General features: G+C 65.0%; 14 protein-coding genes. 3 read left to right on the plus strand and 11 right to left on the minus strand.

All coding sequences use genetic code 11. The annotated features are described in order from the left end of the window. From STE01S_RS20700 to STE01S_RS08475, 6 genes are all read right to left on the minus strand, one after another. Positions 1-223, minus strand: a 223-nt coding sequence (locus tag STE01S_RS20700; protein ID WP_218016979.1) for a hypothetical protein, incomplete at its 3' end; no start/stop codon positions are given. Between the two features lies 1 nt (position 224). After that, positions 225-455 (minus strand): hypothetical protein, encoded by a 231-nt coding sequence (locus tag STE01S_RS08455; RefSeq protein WP_062766946.1) that lies wholly within the window; start codon positions 453-455, stop codon positions 225-227. A 132-nt stretch (positions 456-587) separates the two neighbouring features. Beyond that, positions 588-1,649 (minus strand): ribonucleotide-diphosphate reductase subunit beta, encoded by a 1,062-nt coding sequence (locus tag STE01S_RS08460; RefSeq protein ID WP_003038741.1) that lies wholly within the window; start codon positions 1,647-1,649, stop codon positions 588-590. Between the two features lie 119 nt (positions 1,650-1,768). Beyond that, a complete protein-coding gene (locus tag STE01S_RS08465) occupies positions 1,769-3,724 on the minus strand; it encodes a ribonucleoside-diphosphate reductase subunit alpha (RefSeq protein WP_062766948.1) in 1,956 nt (651 codons plus the stop codon). A 666-nt stretch (positions 3,725-4,390) separates the two neighbouring features. Then, complete coding sequence (locus STE01S_RS08470; RefSeq protein WP_058812468.1) at positions 4,391-6,682, minus strand: EAL domain-containing protein; 2,292 nt, start codon at positions 6,680-6,682, stop codon at positions 4,391-4,393. Between the two features lie 113 nt (positions 6,683-6,795). Next, entirely contained in the window at positions 6,796-8,538 is a 1,743-nt protein-coding gene (locus tag STE01S_RS08475; protein WP_062766951.1) for an acyl-CoA dehydrogenase, read from the minus strand. A 53-nt stretch (positions 8,539-8,591) separates the two neighbouring features. On the opposite strand from STE01S_RS08475, the gene STE01S_RS08480 reads away from it, so the two are divergent. Then, on the plus strand, positions 8,592-9,548 hold the full coding sequence (locus STE01S_RS08480) for an L-threonylcarbamoyladenylate synthase (RefSeq protein ID WP_062766954.1): 957 nt from the start codon (positions 8,592-8,594) through the stop codon (positions 9,546-9,548). Here STE01S_RS08480 and STE01S_RS08485 read toward each other — a convergent pair. The 4 genes from STE01S_RS08485 to STE01S_RS08500 form a co-directional block, all read right to left on the minus strand. Beyond that, the gene (locus STE01S_RS08485) at positions 9,545-10,450 is read right to left on the minus strand and encodes a DMT family transporter (protein ID WP_062767045.1); all 906 of its coding nucleotides are present in this window, start codon (positions 10,448-10,450) and stop codon (positions 9,545-9,547) included. The two genes, STE01S_RS08480 and STE01S_RS08485, sit on opposite strands and share 4 nt — an antisense overlap. Before the next feature lie 127 nt (positions 10,451-10,577). Next, positions 10,578-12,176, minus strand: a complete 1,599-nt coding sequence (locus tag STE01S_RS08490) for a S10 family peptidase (RefSeq protein ID WP_062766957.1) — start codon at positions 12,174-12,176, stop codon at positions 10,578-10,580. 112 nt (positions 12,177-12,288) lie between these two features. Continuing rightward, positions 12,289-13,068, minus strand: a complete 780-nt coding sequence (locus tag STE01S_RS08495; RefSeq protein ID WP_003038717.1) for an SDR family NAD(P)-dependent oxidoreductase — start codon at positions 13,066-13,068, stop codon at positions 12,289-12,291. Then, positions 13,068-13,571: a thioredoxin family protein gene (locus tag STE01S_RS08500; protein WP_062766960.1), complete on the minus strand. Its 504-nt coding sequence runs from the start codon at positions 13,569-13,571 to the stop codon at positions 13,068-13,070. The genes STE01S_RS08495 and STE01S_RS08500 overlap by 1 nt, the downstream gene beginning before the upstream one ends. A gap of 70 nt (positions 13,572-13,641) precedes the next feature. On the opposite strand from STE01S_RS08500, the gene STE01S_RS08505 reads away from it, so the two are divergent. Further along, positions 13,642-15,159, plus strand: a complete 1,518-nt coding sequence (locus STE01S_RS08505; protein WP_062766963.1) for an acyl-CoA carboxylase subunit beta — start codon at positions 13,642-13,644, stop codon at positions 15,157-15,159. Between the two features lie 6 nt (positions 15,160-15,165). On the opposite strand, the gene STE01S_RS08510 is transcribed toward STE01S_RS08505, so the two are convergent. After that, positions 15,166-16,017: a LytTR family DNA-binding domain-containing protein gene (locus tag STE01S_RS08510; RefSeq protein WP_062766965.1), complete on the minus strand. Its 852-nt coding sequence runs from the start codon at positions 16,015-16,017 to the stop codon at positions 15,166-15,168. A gap of 90 nt (positions 16,018-16,107) precedes the next feature. Here STE01S_RS08510 and STE01S_RS08515 point away from each other — a divergent pair, with 90 nt between their 5' ends. Continuing rightward, positions 16,108-17,244, plus strand: a complete 1,137-nt coding sequence (locus STE01S_RS08515) for an acyltransferase family protein (protein WP_062766968.1) — start codon at positions 16,108-16,110, stop codon at positions 17,242-17,244. Positions 17,245-17,246: the final 2 nt, after the last annotated feature.

Consider the following 17,246-nt stretch of genomic DNA (forward strand, 5'->3'; position numbering starts at 1 on the left):
CCAAGCCACGCTGCGTTAGGAATGGCGTGCCATCGCTAAGGACCCCCATCCCCAAATTGTTTACCTTTGTTCCACCTTCGTCGGTCAGGAAACCGAAATCCTGTTGTCGAGCGTCAGCAGTCGATAGGCTTGCAGGTAATTTGGCAATGGTGGTCATCTTGTGCTCCGCAGATTTCAATTCACCATAATTTCCATCATCACGAACTTGATTGCTAAGCCGCATTTCAAACCGAAAACCCACCCTTATTCCGGCGGTTCGATCCCGCCGCCAGCACTTTCTTGCCCGTCGGGGTCAGCGTCCATTTCGCGCCCTGTTGCGCCACCAAGCCCAGCGCGATGAGTTCGTCGCGGACGGGGTCGGTGGGGAGTTGGGGGCGGCGGTTTGACAGGCCCTCCAGGCAGGCGCGTTGCGGCTGGCTGAGGATCAGGAGTTTCAGTTTTTTCTTGTCGGTCATTTGCGACGTCTCTTTTCGATCATCGGTTCGGGCCGTTTGGCCCACCCCGCTTCGCCAAGCCAGCAAGCCGGCAGGCTTCGCTGCCCCTCCCCCCGGCCTGCGCCGGGGCAGGCTCTGAAGGGGGGGTGTTGGTTATTCGGCGGCGATGCCGGCCTGTTTGAACATGTCGTCGCCGCCATCGTCGCTGCTCGCGGCGGCCGGGTCGTCGTTCGCCTTGGCCTTCTTGCGGCTGTCGAAGCTGGTCCACACGGTGTTCCAGTCGCCGCGCGTCGCGGCCTTCGAATATTCGGTGGCGCGCGTTTCGAAGAAATTGGCGTGCTCGACGCCGTTCAGCAGCGGGGCGAGCCAGGGCAGCGGGTGTTCGTCGATCATGTAGATCGGCTGGAAACCGAGCTGTCCCAGGCGCCAGTCGGCGATGTAGCGAATGTAGCGCTTGATCTCCTTGGGCGTCATGCCGGGGACCGGGCCCTGTTCGAAGGCGAGGTCGATGAACGCATCCTCGAGCCGCACGGTCTTCTGGCAGCAGTCGATGATGTCTTCGCGGACGCTCTTGGTCAGGCAGTCGCGTTCCTTGACGAAGGCGTGGAACAGGCGCGTGATGCCTTCGCAGTGCAGGCTTTCGTCGCGCACCGACCAGCTGACGATCTGGCCCATGCCCTTCATCTTGTTGAAGCGCGGGAAGTTCATCAGCATCGCGAAGCTGGCGAAAAGCTGCAAGCCTTCGGTAAAGCCGCCGAACATCGCGAGCGTGCGCGCGATATCCTCGTCGCTGTCGACGCCGAAGGTGCCGAGATAGTCGTGCTTGGCGCGCATCTCGTCATATTCGAGGAACATGCCATATTCGCTTTCGGGCATGCCGATCGTGTCGAGCAGGTGCGAATAAGCGGCGATGTGGACGGTTTCCATGTTGCTGAACGCGGTCAGCATCATCTTGACCTCGGTCGGCTTGAACACGCGGCCGTACTTGTCGTGGTAGCAATCCTGCACCTCGACATCGGCCTGGGTGAAGAAGCGGAAGATCTGGGTGAGCAGATTGCGCTCATGGTCGCTGATCTTCTGCGCCCAGTCGCGGCAATCCTCGCCCAGCGGCACTTCCTCGGGCATCCAGTGGATCTGCTGCTGGCGTTTCCAGAAATCATAGGCCCAGGGATATTCGAAGGGCTTGTAGGTCTTGCGGGCTTCGAGAAGGGGCATGGCGTTTCCTCGGGTTCGATCTTTACTTTGTCATCCCCGCGAAAGCGGAGACCCAGTGTTGCGTAACCCCGCCCTGGGTTCCCGCTTTCGCGGGAATGACAGGATGGGGGAGGGCGGCCTTATTGGCAGGCCAGGCACTCGTCATAATCGGTGCTCTCGGCCGATAGCTCGAACTTCGCGGCCTCGGGCGTGTTGTCGGCTTCGACCCCGCCCGCGAAGCCGGCGCGCTGCACCGATTTCGAGCGGAGATAGTAGAGCGATTTGATGCCGAGCTCCCACGCGCGGTAGTGGAGCATGAGCAGATCCCATTTCTCGACGTCCGCCGGGATGAACAGGTTCAGCGACGCCGCCTGGTCGATATAGGGCGTGCGGTCGGCGGCGAGTTCGAGCAGCCAGCGCTGGTCGATCTCGAAGCTGGTCTTGAAACAGTCCTTCTCGTCCTGCGTCAGGAAGTCGAGGTGCTGGACGCTGCCGCCCCGCTCGAGGATCGAGTTCCAGATATTGTCGCTGTTCTTCGCCTTGTCGACGAGCAGCGCTTCCAAGTGCGGGTTGCGGATCGAGAAGCTGCCCGAGAGCGTCTTGTGCGTATAGATGTTCGCCGGGATCGGCTCGATGCACGCGCTGGTGCCGCCGCAGATGATACTGATCGACGCGGTCGGCGCGATCGCCATCTTGCACGAAAAGCGCTCCATCACGCCCTGATCGGCGGCGTCGGGGCAGGGGCCGCGCTCGTTGGCGAGCAGCATCGACGCCTGATCGACCTGCGCGCGGATATGCTTGAAGATGCGCAGGTTCGACGACTTCGCCATCGCGCCCTCGAACGGCAGGCCGCGCGCCTGGAGGAAGCTGTGGAAGCCCATGACGCCGAGCCCGACCGAGCGTTCGCGGCTGGCGCTATATTTTGCACGCGCCATTTCGGGCGGGGCGCGGTCGATATAGTCCTGCAGGACATTGTCGAGCATGCGCATCACATCTTCGATGAAACGCTTGTCGCCGTTCCACTCGTCCCAGGTTTCGAGGTTCAGCGACGAGAGGCAGCAGACCGCGGTGCGATCGTTGCCGAGATGGTCGCGGCCCGTCGGCAGCGTGATTTCCGAGCAGAGGTTCGAGGTCGACACCTTGAGCCCGAGATCGCGATGATGCTTGGGCATCATGCGGTTCACCTGGTCGATGAAGATGATGTAGGGCTCGCCCGTCGCGAGGCGCGTCTCGACGAGCTTCTGGAACAGCGAGCGCGCGTCGACGGTGCCGCGGACGCTCTGGTCCTTGGGCGAGCGGAGGTTGAATTCCTTGCCGTCGCGCACCGCTTCCATGAATTCGTCGGTAATGAGGACGCCGTGGTGGAGGTTCAGCGCCTTGCGGTTGAAGTCGCCCGACGGCTTGCGAACCTCGAGGAACTCCTCGATCTCGGGGTGCGAGATGTCGAGATAGCAGGCGGCCGAGCCGCGGCGGAGGCTGCCCTGCGAGATGGCGAGGGTGAGCGAGTCCATCACGCGAACGAAGGGGATGATACCGCTGGTCTTGCCGTTCAAACCGACGGGTTCGCCGATGCCGCGCACCGCGCCCCAATAGGTGCCGATGCCGCCGCCGCGCGAAGCGAGCCAGACATTCTCGTTCCAGGTGCCGACGATCCCTTCGAGGCTGTCGTCGACCGAATTGAGGTAGCAGCTGATCGGCAGGCCGCGGCCGGTGCCGCCGTTTGAAAGAACGGGGGTGGCGGGCATGAACCACAGCTTCGAGATATAGTCGTAGAGGCGCTGCGCATGGTCTGCATCGTCGGCATAGGCCGAGGCGACGCGGGCGAAGAGATCCTGATAGGATTCGCCGGGGAGCAGATAGCGGTCCTGCAAGGTTTCCTTGCCGAAGTCGGTCAGCAGCGAATCGCGCGACGAATCGGTGACGACCTCGAATCGGCGCGCATGCACCTTGGGCTCCGACGAATCGTTGAGCTTTGCGGCGGGTGCCGCAGCCTTTGATTCGGCACCCGATTCGGGCGCTGCCGGAGCGTCATTCTTCGTCAGTTCCACCGTCGCCACGTCGCCTGTCTCCACCCGTTCGGTCTCGCGAAAATCCATGTTTCAATGCCCCGTTTTCCGACCGCGCAGCGGCGCAGTCTGTTCCCGTCTTGTTCGACTCAGGGCGAAGCCCCAGCCTAGCACCATTCGACCGCCGGGTGGCACTTATTTTCGGACGCAAAAAGCTGTTTCCCGCCCCCATATGGGATGGAGCGCGGAAATCCGCCATTTTCGGCCGCATACTAATTCTTGGGGTGCCCCCGTGGTCTACCCACCATCTATAGTGCCACGTCGGCGCCGCGATGCAAGAGAGTAAATGACAGATTAGGGACTCGGTTCGTCGCTGATTTGATTCAACTCGTCGATGGAAAAGCACGCCTCAGGGGGTTATCGCCTGCGTTTCCGCGGGGTTCGGCCATATGTGGCGAAAGAGCATCGCTGTCGCAAAAAATCGGAGCGACGGCACAAGATATCGGGGTGCTTCGGACGGAGGGCCTTGCTCCAAAAGAAAAGGCCCCGGCAATGCCGAGGCCCAATCTTTGAAATTCGTTCGGGTTAGGCCGACGCGCCGCCGTTGCCGGAGCCGCCGCCACCCAGGAATCGCCAAAACCAACCCATGTCAGATCTCCTGTCGGTACTGCCCACGAAGAACAGTTAACGGAGCGTATACCTTAATCGACATGGTAAATCGAGTCTTAACTATAAATTCCCTGCCAATCTGGCACCTTAGGCGCGGCGGCTGTCGGAGGGCGGGGAGAGGCTGGCGAGGAGGTCGCCAATTAGCTGTGGTTTGCCAAGCAGATAGCCCTGGCCGATATCGCAGCCAAGCTGATCGAGAAGCGCCATCGTTTGCGCATCTTCGATGCCTTCGGCGACCGCGGTGGCGCCCAGGCGGTGGGCGAGATCGATGGTCGATTTAACCACTTCGAGGTTGCGCTGCGAATCGCGCATGGTCATCACGAATCGCTTGTCGATCTTGATTTCGTCAGCCTCGATTTCGGTCAGATATTCGAGGTTTGACTGCCCCGTGCCATAGTCGTCGATCGACAGGCGCATGCCGGCGCGGCGGATCTGCGCCAGCGTCTGGCGGGCCTGGAGGCTGTTTTCGATCTGTGCGGTTTCGGTGATTTCGATGGTCAGCCGTTCGGGCGGCAGATGATGCGCGCTGAGCATGACGCGGATCGTCGAGACGAGATCCTTGTGATCGAGCAGGGTCGCCGAGAGATTAACCGACATGTGAATTTCAGTGCCGAGTTTCTGCAACTGCGCCGCCGAACGGATCGCCTGGTCCATGACGAACAGGGTCAGGCGATAAATGTCCTGGCTCTTTTCGGCCTGAACGATGAATTCGTCGGGCGAGATCGGCCCGCGCGTCGGATGCGTCCAGCGCACGAGCGCCTCGACGCCGACGAGCTGCCGCGTCGCGATCCGGTATTGCGGCTGGAAGGCGACCCAGATGTCGCCCGCGTTGAGTGCATCCTCGAGCTGCGAGTGGAAGCTGAGCTGCCAGCCGGCATCGTCCTTTTGCTGCGGCGTATATTTGGTCCACAGGACGCGGCTGCGGATCGATTTTTCGGCGGCGACCAGCGCGGCGGCGAGCCGCTGCGCGTTCGAGCCTTCGAACTCGTCATTGACCCCGAAAGCCATCGACACGTCGACCTTCAACTCGTCGATGGTCAGCGGCGCGTTGAACAGCGCCGCCAGCCCCATGAGCTGCGTTTCGATCTGGCTGTGCTGATAATAGGGCACCAGCCATGCGAAGGTGCCGTCGAGATCGTGGTAGAGGGTAGTGCCCTGCGAAGCGAGCTGAAGCCGACGGGTCACCTGATCGACGAGTTTGCCGATCCCGTCGCCCGGAATGAAGGCGGCAAGATCTTCGAAGTTGATCACCTTAGCGGCAATGACAGTTGCGCTGCCGAAAGACTGCTGCGTGCGCAATGCTTCGAAATTGGGTAGTCCGGACAGCGGGTTCTCACGCTGCGCCGACCGCCTGCGCCTCGACCGCGACACATTCGCCGAAACCGTGGCGACAAAAAACAGAGCGGCACCGATCGAACTGCTGATCAGCATGGTCATCAACACCAGCTTGCCAATGATCAGGGCCGAAACCGTGGTGACAACCGCGATATTGAACCACCGTGTCTGGCGACGCGACAAGGCGGTAATCAGCGCAATCACGGCGAGCAGGAATGCAGGCGCCCAGCCGATGTCAAAAGGTATTCCACGCTTCAACGTCTCGGCACCTACGATATGGATGTAGGCGCCGGGCACGCGATCCTTGCCGGGCAGATAGTGGATATCCTGGAATGACTCGGCTGTCGGGGCGAAGATGACGTCTTTCCCTGCCAACTCGCGTTTGCCGATCTTGCCCGCCAGCACATCTGCGGCACTGTAAGTCGGGATGGAATTTACGTTATAGGAGTAATCGAGAGCATAGACGCTGGCCTTCTGCGGATGGAAATCGGCCATCATCGCTGAAAAGCTGGGATCGATCCTGCCGTCGACCATCACGGCGGCGGGAATGCGCCAAACTTGCCAAAACGCAAATTCCCAACCGATGACCCCGGTCTGGACTTCATTCCCGAACCCCGGGCCGGGCAAGTTTGCCAGTTCGGCGGTCGTCCCGCGCACCCATTTTGTAGAAGCGGCAAGGATGATGCGGTCATGCATCCGCTTGACCGCATCGGTCAGTAGCGGGAGGTCGCGGTCGTTGCGGCGGCGTTCATAGGTGAAGTCGACGAACAGCCGCTTGGCGCCGGCGCGATCGATCGCATCGATGACTTGCGCGTGGCGGCGGACCGAGAAATCGTCACGGCCATATTTTTCGATCGTCCGGTCGTCGAGGGCGACGACGACGATGTCGCCCGACACCGGGCGCCAGGCGACGGCACCGACAGCACTTTCGATGATGCGATCGATCGGTTCGGCGATCGACGACAGGCCCGCGGCCACGCTGAGCAGCAGCGCCAGCGCGATCGTCCGCCAACTGATGAAAAGGCTCTTGACCTTAACCGGCACGCACGGGTCTCCAAAATGACCCGCTGGCGTTAACTGAACCTGGTTAGCATCGCGTTAATCATGCCGCGAAACCGCGCCGCCCGATCGCGATGCGCGGCGCGGCTTTTCCGGCGTCAACCAAGGCGCGGCAGCGGCTCCAGCGCGGCGTCGCCGGCGAGCGCCGAGGGCGCGAGGCCGGTTGCCGCGGGCACGATCTGTTGCAGATAGAAGCGCGTCGAGGCGATTTTCGCTTCGAGGAAGGCGGTATCGCCCTCGCCGGCGTCGAGCGCGGCGCGCGCGCCCTGCTGCTCTACCGCCATCAGCCAGCCGCAGGTCGCGGTCGCCAGCATCGTGAGATAGGGATAGCTGCCCGCGAGCCGGTCGGGCGCGTTCGCCTGTTCGAGCCAGTCGGTGACCGCGGTGCAGGCGACGGCGAGGTCGGCGAGTTCGGGATGGCCGACGGCGCCGTGCGCGATGTCGGCGAGCAGGCTGCGCACGCCTTCGCCGCCCGCCATGCCGAGCTTGCGCCCGACAAGGTCGGCGGCCTGGATGCCGTTGGTACCTTCGTAGATCGGCGCGATGCGCGCGTCGCGATAATGCTGCGCGGCGCCGGTTTCCTCGATGAAGCCCATGCCGCCGTGCACCTGCACGCCGAGGCTGGCGACCTCGCAGCCGATGTCGGTCGCGTGCGCCTTTGCCAGGGGAATGAGGATTTCGGCGCGCAGCGCGGCGGCTTCGTCGCCGAGCTTGCCGAAATCGGTCTGTGCCGACGCATAATAGATCAGCGCGCGCGCCGCCTCGGTCTGGGCGCGCATCCGCCACAGCATGCGCTTGACGTCGGGGTGGTGCTCGATAGTGACGGGGGTGCGGTCGGCGCTGCCCGCGAGCGACGACTGGACGCGCTCGGCGGCGTAGCGCTGCGCCTGCTGCGTCGCACGCTCGGCGATCTGGACGCCCTGGCAGCCGACCATCAGGCGGGCGTTGTTCATCATCACGAACATCGCGCGCATCCCGCCCATCTCGTCGCCGACGATCTCGCCCAGGCAATCCTCGCCCTCGCCATAGACCATCACCGCGGTTGGCGAGCCGTGGATGCCGAGCTTGTGCTCGATCGAGGCGCAATGGACGCCATTCGAGATGGCGGGATTGCCGTCCGCGTCGAGGCGGTATTTGGGGACGAGGAAGAGCGAGATGCCACGCGTTCCCTCGGGCGCGCCGGGGGTGCGCGCGAGAACGAGGTGGACGATATTGTCGGTGAGATCATGCTCGCCGAAGGTGATGAAGATTTTCTGGCCCTTGATCTTGTAGAGACCCGCGTTCGGGCCTTCGGTGACCTTTTCGGCGGTCGAGCGCAGCGCGCCGACATCGCTGCCCGCGGCGGGTTCGGTCAGGTTCATCGTCCCGTTCCATTCGCCGGTGACGAGCTTGGGCAGCCAGGTCTGGCGCTGTTCCTCGGTGCCATAGGCCATCAGCGCGTGGATCGCGCCGGGGGTCAGGATGTTGCAGAGGGTGAAGCCCATGTCGGCGCTGCCCAGCGACTCGATGATCACCGTCGCGAGGGTGAAGGGCAGATCCTGTCCGCCATAGGCGGCGGGGCCGTCGATGCTGCCCCAGCCGGCTTCGACGAACTGCTTATAGGCTTCCTTGAAGCCCGGGGGCATCGTGACCTTGCCGTCCTGCCATATGGGGTTCTGGGTGTCGCCGACGCGGTTGAGCGGGGCATAGACCTCGGCCGCGAAGTCGCCGATGCCGGTGACGATCGCCTCGACCATATCGGGGGTCGCCGCCGCAAAGCGGTCGTGCTGCGCCATCGCATCGATGCGCGCGATATGCTGGAGGACAAAGAGCTGTTCGGTGGTCGGCGCCGTATAGGTCATGGGGTTTCCCGCTTTTGGGGGTGATTCCGTTGCGCCCGGCGCTATAGCGCGGCATGGCCGAGCGTCAAAACGAGAGTGTGGCAACAAAGGTCGCGCCCTATGGGGCCGATGCCATCGCGCGCGCAGCAGAGCTGATCGCGGCGGGGCAGCCGGTCGCGGTGCCGACCGAGACGGTTTATGGGCTTGCCGCCGACGCGCGCAACCCGCAGGCGGTCGCGCGCATCTATGCCGCGAAGGGGCGCCCCGATTTCAACCCGCTGATCGTTCATGTCCCCGACCTGGCGGCGGCCGAGCGGCTGGGTGTGTTCGGTGCGGCGGAGCGGGCGCTCGCGGCGGCGTTCTGGCCGGGGCCGCTGACGCTGGTGGTGCCGCGCACGGCCGATTGTCCGGTGGCGCGTATCGCGACGGCGGGGCTCGATACCATCGCGCTGCGCGTGCCGGGACACCGCGCGATGCAGGCATTGCTCGCCGCGACTGGCGCGCCGCTCGCCGCGCCGAGCGCCAATGCGAGCGGCCGCGTGAGCCCGACCAAGGCGGAGCATGTGCTCGCGAGCCTCGACGGCCGGGTCGCGCTGGTGATCGACGATGGCGCGACCATGGCGGGGGTCGAATCGACGATCGCGCGGGTGACGGACGGCGCGGTCGAGGTGCTGCGGCCGGGGCCGGTGACCGCCGCGATGCTGGGCGCGGCCAGCGGCCTGCCGGTGACGGGCGTTGCGGGATCGGAGATCGTCGCGCCGGGGATGCTCGCCAGCCATTATGCGCCGGGCAAGCCGGTGCGGCTGGGCGCGCGCGACTTCGCGGCGGACGAATATGGCATCGGTTTCGGCGCGCTGGCCGGCGACTATAATCTGAGCGCGGCGGGCGACCTGACCGAGGCTGCGGCGCATCTGTTCGATGCGCTGCACGCGGGGGCGGCGAGCGCGAAGCCGCGCATCGCTGTCGCGGCGATCCCCGCTGAAGGGCTGGGCGCGGCGATCAACGACCGGCTCGCGCGCGCGGCGGTCTAGGCGGCCGCGGGCTCGATCGGATCGAGCTGCGGGGTCTTGCGCGCGACGATCAGGCAGGCGGCGACGATCAGCAGCGCGCCGGCGATGGTCGGCAGCGTCACCGGTTCGGCGTAGAAATACCAGCCGAACATCATCGCCCAGAGGAAGCCCGTATATTCGGTCGTCGCGAGGATCTGCGCCTCGGCGCGGGCATAGGCCCAGCTCAGGAGCAGCAGGGAGATCGTCGCGAGAATCGCGGCGCCGACGATGTGCGGCGCATGGGCGCTGCCCGGCGGCACTGCGAACCACGGCGCGCCGAGGCCGAGGAACAGGGTGACGAACAGATTCTGGTAGAAGGCGATTTCCATCGGTTCGGCCATCTTGGCCTGCCGCCGCGCGAGGATGAGGTTGTAGGCGTAGAAGATCGCCGACAGGAACACCGCACCGACCGCGAGCAACGCCTCCGCCTCATATTGCCCCTGTCCGAGCTTGCCCGCGACGATGACCACGACGCCGACCAGCCCGAGCATAGAGGCGGCGATCGACCGCGGCCCGATCTTCTCCCCTAGGAATATCGCGGCCATGTAGAGCGTCATCAGCGGCGCCACGAAGGCGAGCGCGATCGCTTCGGCCATCGGCAACCGCGCGAGCGCCCAGAAGAAGGTGATCGCCATCCCCGCGACGAACAGCGCGCGCACCGCGTGGATCTTCATCGTCGCGGCATCGGGCCAGGCGGCGGGTCGCGAGGCGAGGTAGAGGAGGCCGCTGAACAGAGTGCCGGCGCCGGTGCGCCAGAGCACGGCATTATAGGCGCCGATGTCGATCGAGAGCCCCTTCATCAGCACATCCATCGCTGAAAAGGTCGCGATCCCTGCGCAGGCGACGAGGAAGGGGATGACGGGCGAGGGCGAATCGGGGCGCATGGGGAGGGCTTTATATTGATCGCCGGGATTCGTCATTGCGAGCGAAGCGAAGCAATCCAGAGCGGCGTATTCCAACTCTGGATTGCTTCGCTTCGCTCGCAATGACGACGCGGAATGAGACCGAAGATCAATCGATCCCGTCCGTTCGCCGGATGAAGTCGGCTACGTCGCTGTGCATTTCCGACAACAGCGTCGGGTTCACATAAACCATGTGGCCCGAGGGGTAATATTTGTATGCGATGTTCGCCTGCAATTGCTTGGGCACGGGCAAGTGCGCGAGTTCGTAGCGGCCGGCGAAATAGGGCGTAGAAATGTCGAAATAGCCGCCCGTCACCAGCAGCTTCAGCTTCGGATTCTGCTTCATCGCGACCGCCAAGTCGGGGAGGACGTTGGGGAGCGCGATCAGCGGCTGGCCGGCGCCGGGCGGCTGATGCTTGTAATCCCAGCTGCCATAGACATCGAGCCCGCCTTCATAATGCTTGCCTGCGCCATAGCCCAGGATGCCGCGGACATAGTCGTTGAACGCCGCGATGTAGGCGGCGCCGATCGCGCTGCCCTGCGGATCGTAGGATGCGGTCTTGCTGAGCGGATCGAGCGTCGCCCCGGTGAAGCGGGTGTCGAGCGTGCCGGTGGTTTCGCCCTTGTCGGCGAGCAGTTCCTTTTGCAGCGCGCCATATTCGATGCGCAAATTGGTCTTGAGCAGATAGTCGACCGGCAGGCCGGTATATCCGTGGAGTCTGGTCGCCATCGCCTGCCGGTCGGCGTCGGGCAGGGCGTTGCCCTTGAGCAGCGCGAGCGCATAGTCGCCGGTCGCAAAGGCCTCGACCTCTTTCAGGAAGGGCGCGAGCTCGCGTCCCATGCCCGCGCGTTTGTGATACCATGCGGTCGCGGCATAGGTTGGCAGCGAGACGATATAAGGAAGGTCGACCCCCGGATTGACCTGCGGATCGTCGGGGACGAGATCCCAGTTCAAAATGTCCGAAAGCAGGATGACGCCGTTGAGGTCGATGTCCTGCCGTTGCAGCGCCAGCGTCATCCCCGCCGCGCGCATCGTCCCATAGCTTTCGCCGTAGAGATATTTGGGCGATTTCCAGCGGCCGTATTTCGACAGGAAATCGCGGACGAAGACCGTGAAGGCGTGGATATCCTGATCGACGCCGAACCATGCCTTGTCCTTGTCCTTGCCGGCGACGCGGCTGAAGCCGGTGCCGGGCGCGTCGATAAAGACGAGGTCGGAGACGTCGAGCAGGCTGTGCTCGTTGGGAACGGTGCGATAGGGTGCGCTGCCGTGGGCAAGATCGGGGGTTTCGACGCGCTGGGGGCCATAGGCTCCCATGTGGAGCCACAAGGTTGGCGATCCGGGCCCGCCGTTGAACAGAAAGGTGATCGGCCGCGCTTCGGCGGGCGCGCCCTCCTTGAAATAGGCGGTGTAGAACATCGAGGCTTCGGACGCCGGAACCTCGGCCGCAGCGTCCTTGTCGCGCTTGCGTTCAATGGCGACGGTGTCGTCCCAGCCCCTGGGGTGGACGACCAGCGTGCCCGCGACGGCGCGATAGGGGATGGCGACGCCGCCGACCGTCACCGAGCCGCGGCTTTCGACCTCGGTGGGGGTGAACATCGGTTCGTCGGGGGCGGGCTTTTCGGACGCGGGCCGCACCTCCTTCGACTGTGCGGTGGCGCAGCCGGCGAGGACGAACGCGAGAGTGGCGGCGGCGATGAATTTCATACGGTCGATCCCTGCATCAGGTCGTCATTGCGAGCGGAGCGAAGCAATCCAGGGCGGTTTGCACTACTCTGATTTGCCACGCGGCTCCGCCGCTCGCAATGACGAGAAGGGCTTATCGGAAAGTCGCCTGCCCCGCGCCGTCGATGTTGAGTTTCTGACCCGAGCAATAGGGGTTGGCGTCGCTGACGAACCAAAGCACCGCCGCAGCGACATCGGAGGGATCGGACACACGGCCGAAGGGGAATTTGGCGTCGAGATGGTGAATGTCGGGATTACCCGTGATCGCCTGCGCCAGTCGTTCGCCCATGTCGCTGATCGTCAGGCCCGGAGCGACAATATTAACGCGCACGCCGTTCCGAAGTTCTTCCTTGGCAAGCGCGAGGGCGAGCGCTTCGCCCGCGACCTTGGCCATGGTGTAGGGGGCGCTGTTGGCGCTGTGCTGCAGCGTGGCGACGCTGGAAATGACGATCACATCGCTGCGCGCATGCTGGCGAAGCTGCGGCAGCGCGAGGCGGCTCAGCCGGTGCGCGCCGACCGCGTGGACCGCAAGGAGCTTTTCGACCTCGGCGGCGTCGGTGTCGGCGACGGTCCGGCCGCGGCTGGCGATGCCGGCATTGTTGATCAGGATCGACATCGGCCCGAAATCATCCTCGATCGCGGCGACCATCGCAGCGCTCGCCGCCTCGTCGGTGACCGACGCCTGATAGGCCTTGGCCCGGCGGCCGAGCGCCTGGATCGCCGCGACGGTTTCGGCGGCGGCGTCCGCGTCGCGGGTGTAGTTGACCGCAACGTCGGCGCCCGCCCCGGCGAGCGCCAGCGCGATGCCGCGGCCGATCCCGCGCGATGCCCCGGTGACGAGCGCGGTGCGACCGCCAAGGTTCATATCCGCCATCAGTTTTCCTCTCCCATAAGTTCGTTATAGATGTCGTCGTCGCTGCGGCTCGCGGCATTGCGCCATTTGGGCGCCGCCTTGCGGTTGAGCACGCGGCCGTCGCCGTCGAGGATCGCGACGGTCGGGGTGCCCTTGATTTTGAAACGGAAGCGCGCCGGCACCTCGGGATGCCGGACGAGGCCGGCGTGCGGCATCCCGATATCGGCAAATACGACAATATAGCGGCTCCGCACCGGGGCGAACCGATCTGTCGCGAGCAGATTGGCGAGCCACGCGCTGTCGTGGCAGGTGCCCGTCCCCATGACGAGCAGCACGCGCTTGCCCGATGCGCTGGCGGCGGCGAGCGCGGCGTCGATGGCGGCCATCGGATCGTCGTCGGGATCGAAAGCGTCGGTCTTGTAGGGTTCGGCAACACCGGGCATCGCGCGCGGCGCCGCTGTGGCGGAAAGAGGGGATGTCAGAGCGAGCGCGGCGGCAAGCGCGAGGGCGAAGCGGCGGGTCATCGCGCGACGGTAGCAGCGCGCGCGAAGAATCGGAATGACGTTTCCGTCAACGTAAGCTAGCCTGATCGGCATGAGCTGGAAAAAGGAAGTCGACGAGCTTTCCGCGCGGCGCGCGATGGCCGAAAAGATGGGCGGCGAAGAGAAGGTCGCGCGCCAGCACAGCCGCGGCAAGATGGATGCGCGCGCGCGGCTCGCCGCGATCGTCGATCCGGGCAGCTTTCGCGAGATCGGCAAGATCGCGGGGCGGGGGGATTATGGCCCCGATGGCGAACTCGAAGATCTGGCCGCGTCCAATTTCATCTTCGGGCGCGCGAATGTGGGCGGCCGGCCGGTGGTGGCGAGCGCCGACGATTTCACCGTGCGCGGCGGCGCGGCCGATGCGGCGCTGCACCGCAAGTTCATCCAGTGCGAGGCGATGGCGCACGAATATCGCCTGCCGCTGATCCGCATGATCGACGGCACCGGCGGCGGCGGGTCGGTGAAGACGCTGGAGGATATGGGCTATACCTATATCCCGCACGTACCCGGCTGGGACCAGATCATCGCCAATCTCGATACCGTGCCCGTCGTCGCGCTGGCGCTCGGGCCGACCGCGGGGCTGGGCGCGGCGCGCGTCGTCGCGAGCCACTACAGCATCATGGTGCGCGGCCTGTCGCAACTGTTCGCGGCCGGCCCGGCGGTCGCCGCGGCGATCGGCGACACGCTCGACCGCGAGGAACTGGGCGGGGTCGACGTGCATACGCGCAACGGCGTCGTCGACGACGAGGTGGCGTCGGAGGCCGAGGCCTTTGCGCGGGCGCGCTGGTTCCTGTCCTACCTGCCGTCGTCGATCCATGAGCGCGCGACGCGGACGCCGTGCAGCGATCCGGTCGACCGCCGCGACGAGGCGCTGCTGTCGGTCGTTCCGCGCGAGGCAAAGCAGGTCTATTCGATGCGGCGCATCGCGGGGGCGGTGTTCGACCAGGGCAGCTTCTTCGAAATGGGCGCGCGGTGGGGGCGAGCGGTGATCACCGCCTTTGCGCGATTGGACGGTTATCCGGTCGCGGTGCTCGCGAGCGATCCCACCTATCTGGGCGGATCGTGGGACGCCAAGACGAGCGAGAAGGCCGAGCGTTTTGTGAAGCTGGCCGACCAGTTCCGGCTGCCGATCGTCCACCTCGTCGACAATCCGGGCTTCATGATCGGCGGCGAGGCCGAGCGAACGGGGACGATCCGCTATGGCGTGCAGGCGATGAACGCAATCTACCGCGCGAGCGTGCCGCTGGCGTCGGTCGTCGTGCGGCGCGCCTATGGCATCGCGGGCAGCGCGATGTCGAACGCCGAGCGCTTCCAGTACCGCTTTGCGTGGCCCTCGGGCGACTGGGGCAGCCTGCCGATCGAGGGCGGGGTCGAGGTCGCGTACAAGAGCGAGCTCGAGGCCGCGGAGGATCCAGCGGCGCATCTGGAAGCGATCCGCGAACGGCTCAACCGCGTCCGCTCGCCGTTCCGCACCGCCGAGAAATTCGGGGTCGAGGACATCATCGATCCCCGGGATACGCGGCCGCTGCTTTGCGAGTTCGCCGAGCTGGCGTGGCGGGTGCTCGATTAAGGCGTTTCAGCCCTCCAGATTCTCCCGGAATCGCCGGCTGCCGCGGAGCATCTCGCCGCTTTCCATCTCGACCTCGAAATCGCCGCTCTTGTGTGTGACGACGCGCCGGACCGCCTGTTTTCGGACGATGCGTCCGCGGTGGATGCGGACGAAGCCCGCGTGGGCCAGTTCGGCTTCGATCGCGCTCAATGTCGCGCGGTGGAGCAGGCGCTGGCCACGCCATGCGATCTCGACATAATTGCCCGCTGCGGTGACATGCTCGATCTCGGCGACCGGCAAGTGGTGCGTGACCGATCCGTCGCCGACCGCGAGCGTCGTCGGCGCGACGATTCCGACCGGCGGCATGGCGTAACGGTCGATCAGCCACTGCATCAGGAACATGAGCAGGATCAGCTCGGCATAAGTCGCCAGATCCTTGCGCAATTCATAAAAGACCGGCGTCCCGTCGGGCGATTCGAAATGATAGGTGCCGCCCGATAGCCGCCACGCGAGCATGCGAAAGCCGACCATCAGCGCGATATGCGCGAGCGACACGGGAAAGGCGAGCGCGGCATGGATCGCGACCGCCGTGCGCCAGCCGAAGCGCGGTGGGCGGACGGTGCGGACGCTGAACCAGCAGACGATCATCATCAGCGCCCAGGCGAGCAGGCTGGTGCTTTCGTATGTCCATGCCGTCGCCGCGGTCACATCGACGCCCGCCGCGCGGCGGTCGGCAAGATAGGAATAGACGTTCGAGGTGATACGGATGAGTCCGTAGGCGAGCAGCGCCCCGAAGGCGAGCAAGGTCAGCGCGCGCGGGCCGAAACCGTTCGTCCCGGTCGCGCCGCCGCTCGTCCCTCGCCCGTCCTTCTCCGTCACATCGGCTCCGCAATTCGTCCCGCCGCCGTCGCCCGGCTGCCGCCATCCCGATTAGCGGCTGCGGCGGGCCCCGGCAAAGGAGATTTGGGTATGGTGACGACACGGCATTATGGGATGGACTGGTTGCGCATCGGCGCGTTCGCGCTGCTCATCCTCTATCATATCGGGATGTATTTCGTGCCTTGGGGGTGGCATGTCAAAACGCCGCATCCGATGGACTGGGTGCAAATCCCGATGATGGCGACGAACAGTTGGCGATTGCCGCTGCTGTTCCTCGTGTCGGGTTATGCCAGCGCCGCGCTGTTCGCCAAGCTCGGCGGCGCGGGGGCCTTCCTGCGGTCGCGCAGCGCACGGCTGCTGATCCCGCTCGCCTTCGGGATCATCGTCGTCATTCCGGTGCAGCCGTGGATCGAGTTGGCGACCCAGCATGGTTATGCGCATGGTTTCGGCTACTTCTGGGGCGACGACTATTTCCGCTTCGGAACGCTCGACGGGATCGTGCTGCCGACGTGGCAGCATCTGTGGTTCGTCGTCTATCTGTTCGCGTACACGCTGCTCGCGGTCGCGGCTCTTGTGCTGGTGCCCGAGCGGGCGCGGACCAAGATCGCCGATGGTGCGGCGCGGTTGCTCGGCGGCTGGGGGCTGCTGATTGCGCCGCTTGCTATATGGCTCGCCATCCTGTTCGCCTTTCCGGGCTATCGCGAGACGCACGCGCTGGTCGACGACGGGCCGAACCATCTCCATTACCTCGTGCCCTTCTTTATCGGCTGGCTACTTCGCGAGCGGCCGGTGCTTTTCGAAAGCGTCGCGCGCTGCTGGCCGGCGGCGGCGGCGCTCGCGGTCGCCGCCTATGGCTATATCGTTTGGGCGATGTGGAGCGCGCCGGACGAAGGCCCGGCCCCGGCGGGAATCGTGACGATCTTCATGGTCGTGCGGCTGGTGCAGGGCTGGGCGACCATCGTCGCGCTGATCGGCATTGCCGACCGCTTTGCGAACCGCGACCATCCACGGCGCGCCATGCTCGCCGAGGCGGTGTTCCCCTTTTACATCGTCCATCAGACGATCATCGTCGTCGTCGGCTGGTGGCTGTTGCAGGGGCAGGTCGCGGCGTTGCCGGCCTTCCTGATCCTCGTCGCGGCGACGGTCGGGGGATGCTGGGCCTTTTATCTCGGCGGACGGCGGATCGACTGGCTGCGGCCGCTGATCGGGCTTCAGCGCCGCGCGTGACA

Origin of the sequence: Sphingopyxis terrae subsp. terrae NBRC 15098, from assembly GCF_001598815.1 — a bacterium.
Lineage (GTDB): Bacteria > Pseudomonadota > Alphaproteobacteria > Sphingomonadales > Sphingomonadaceae > Sphingopyxis > Sphingopyxis terrae.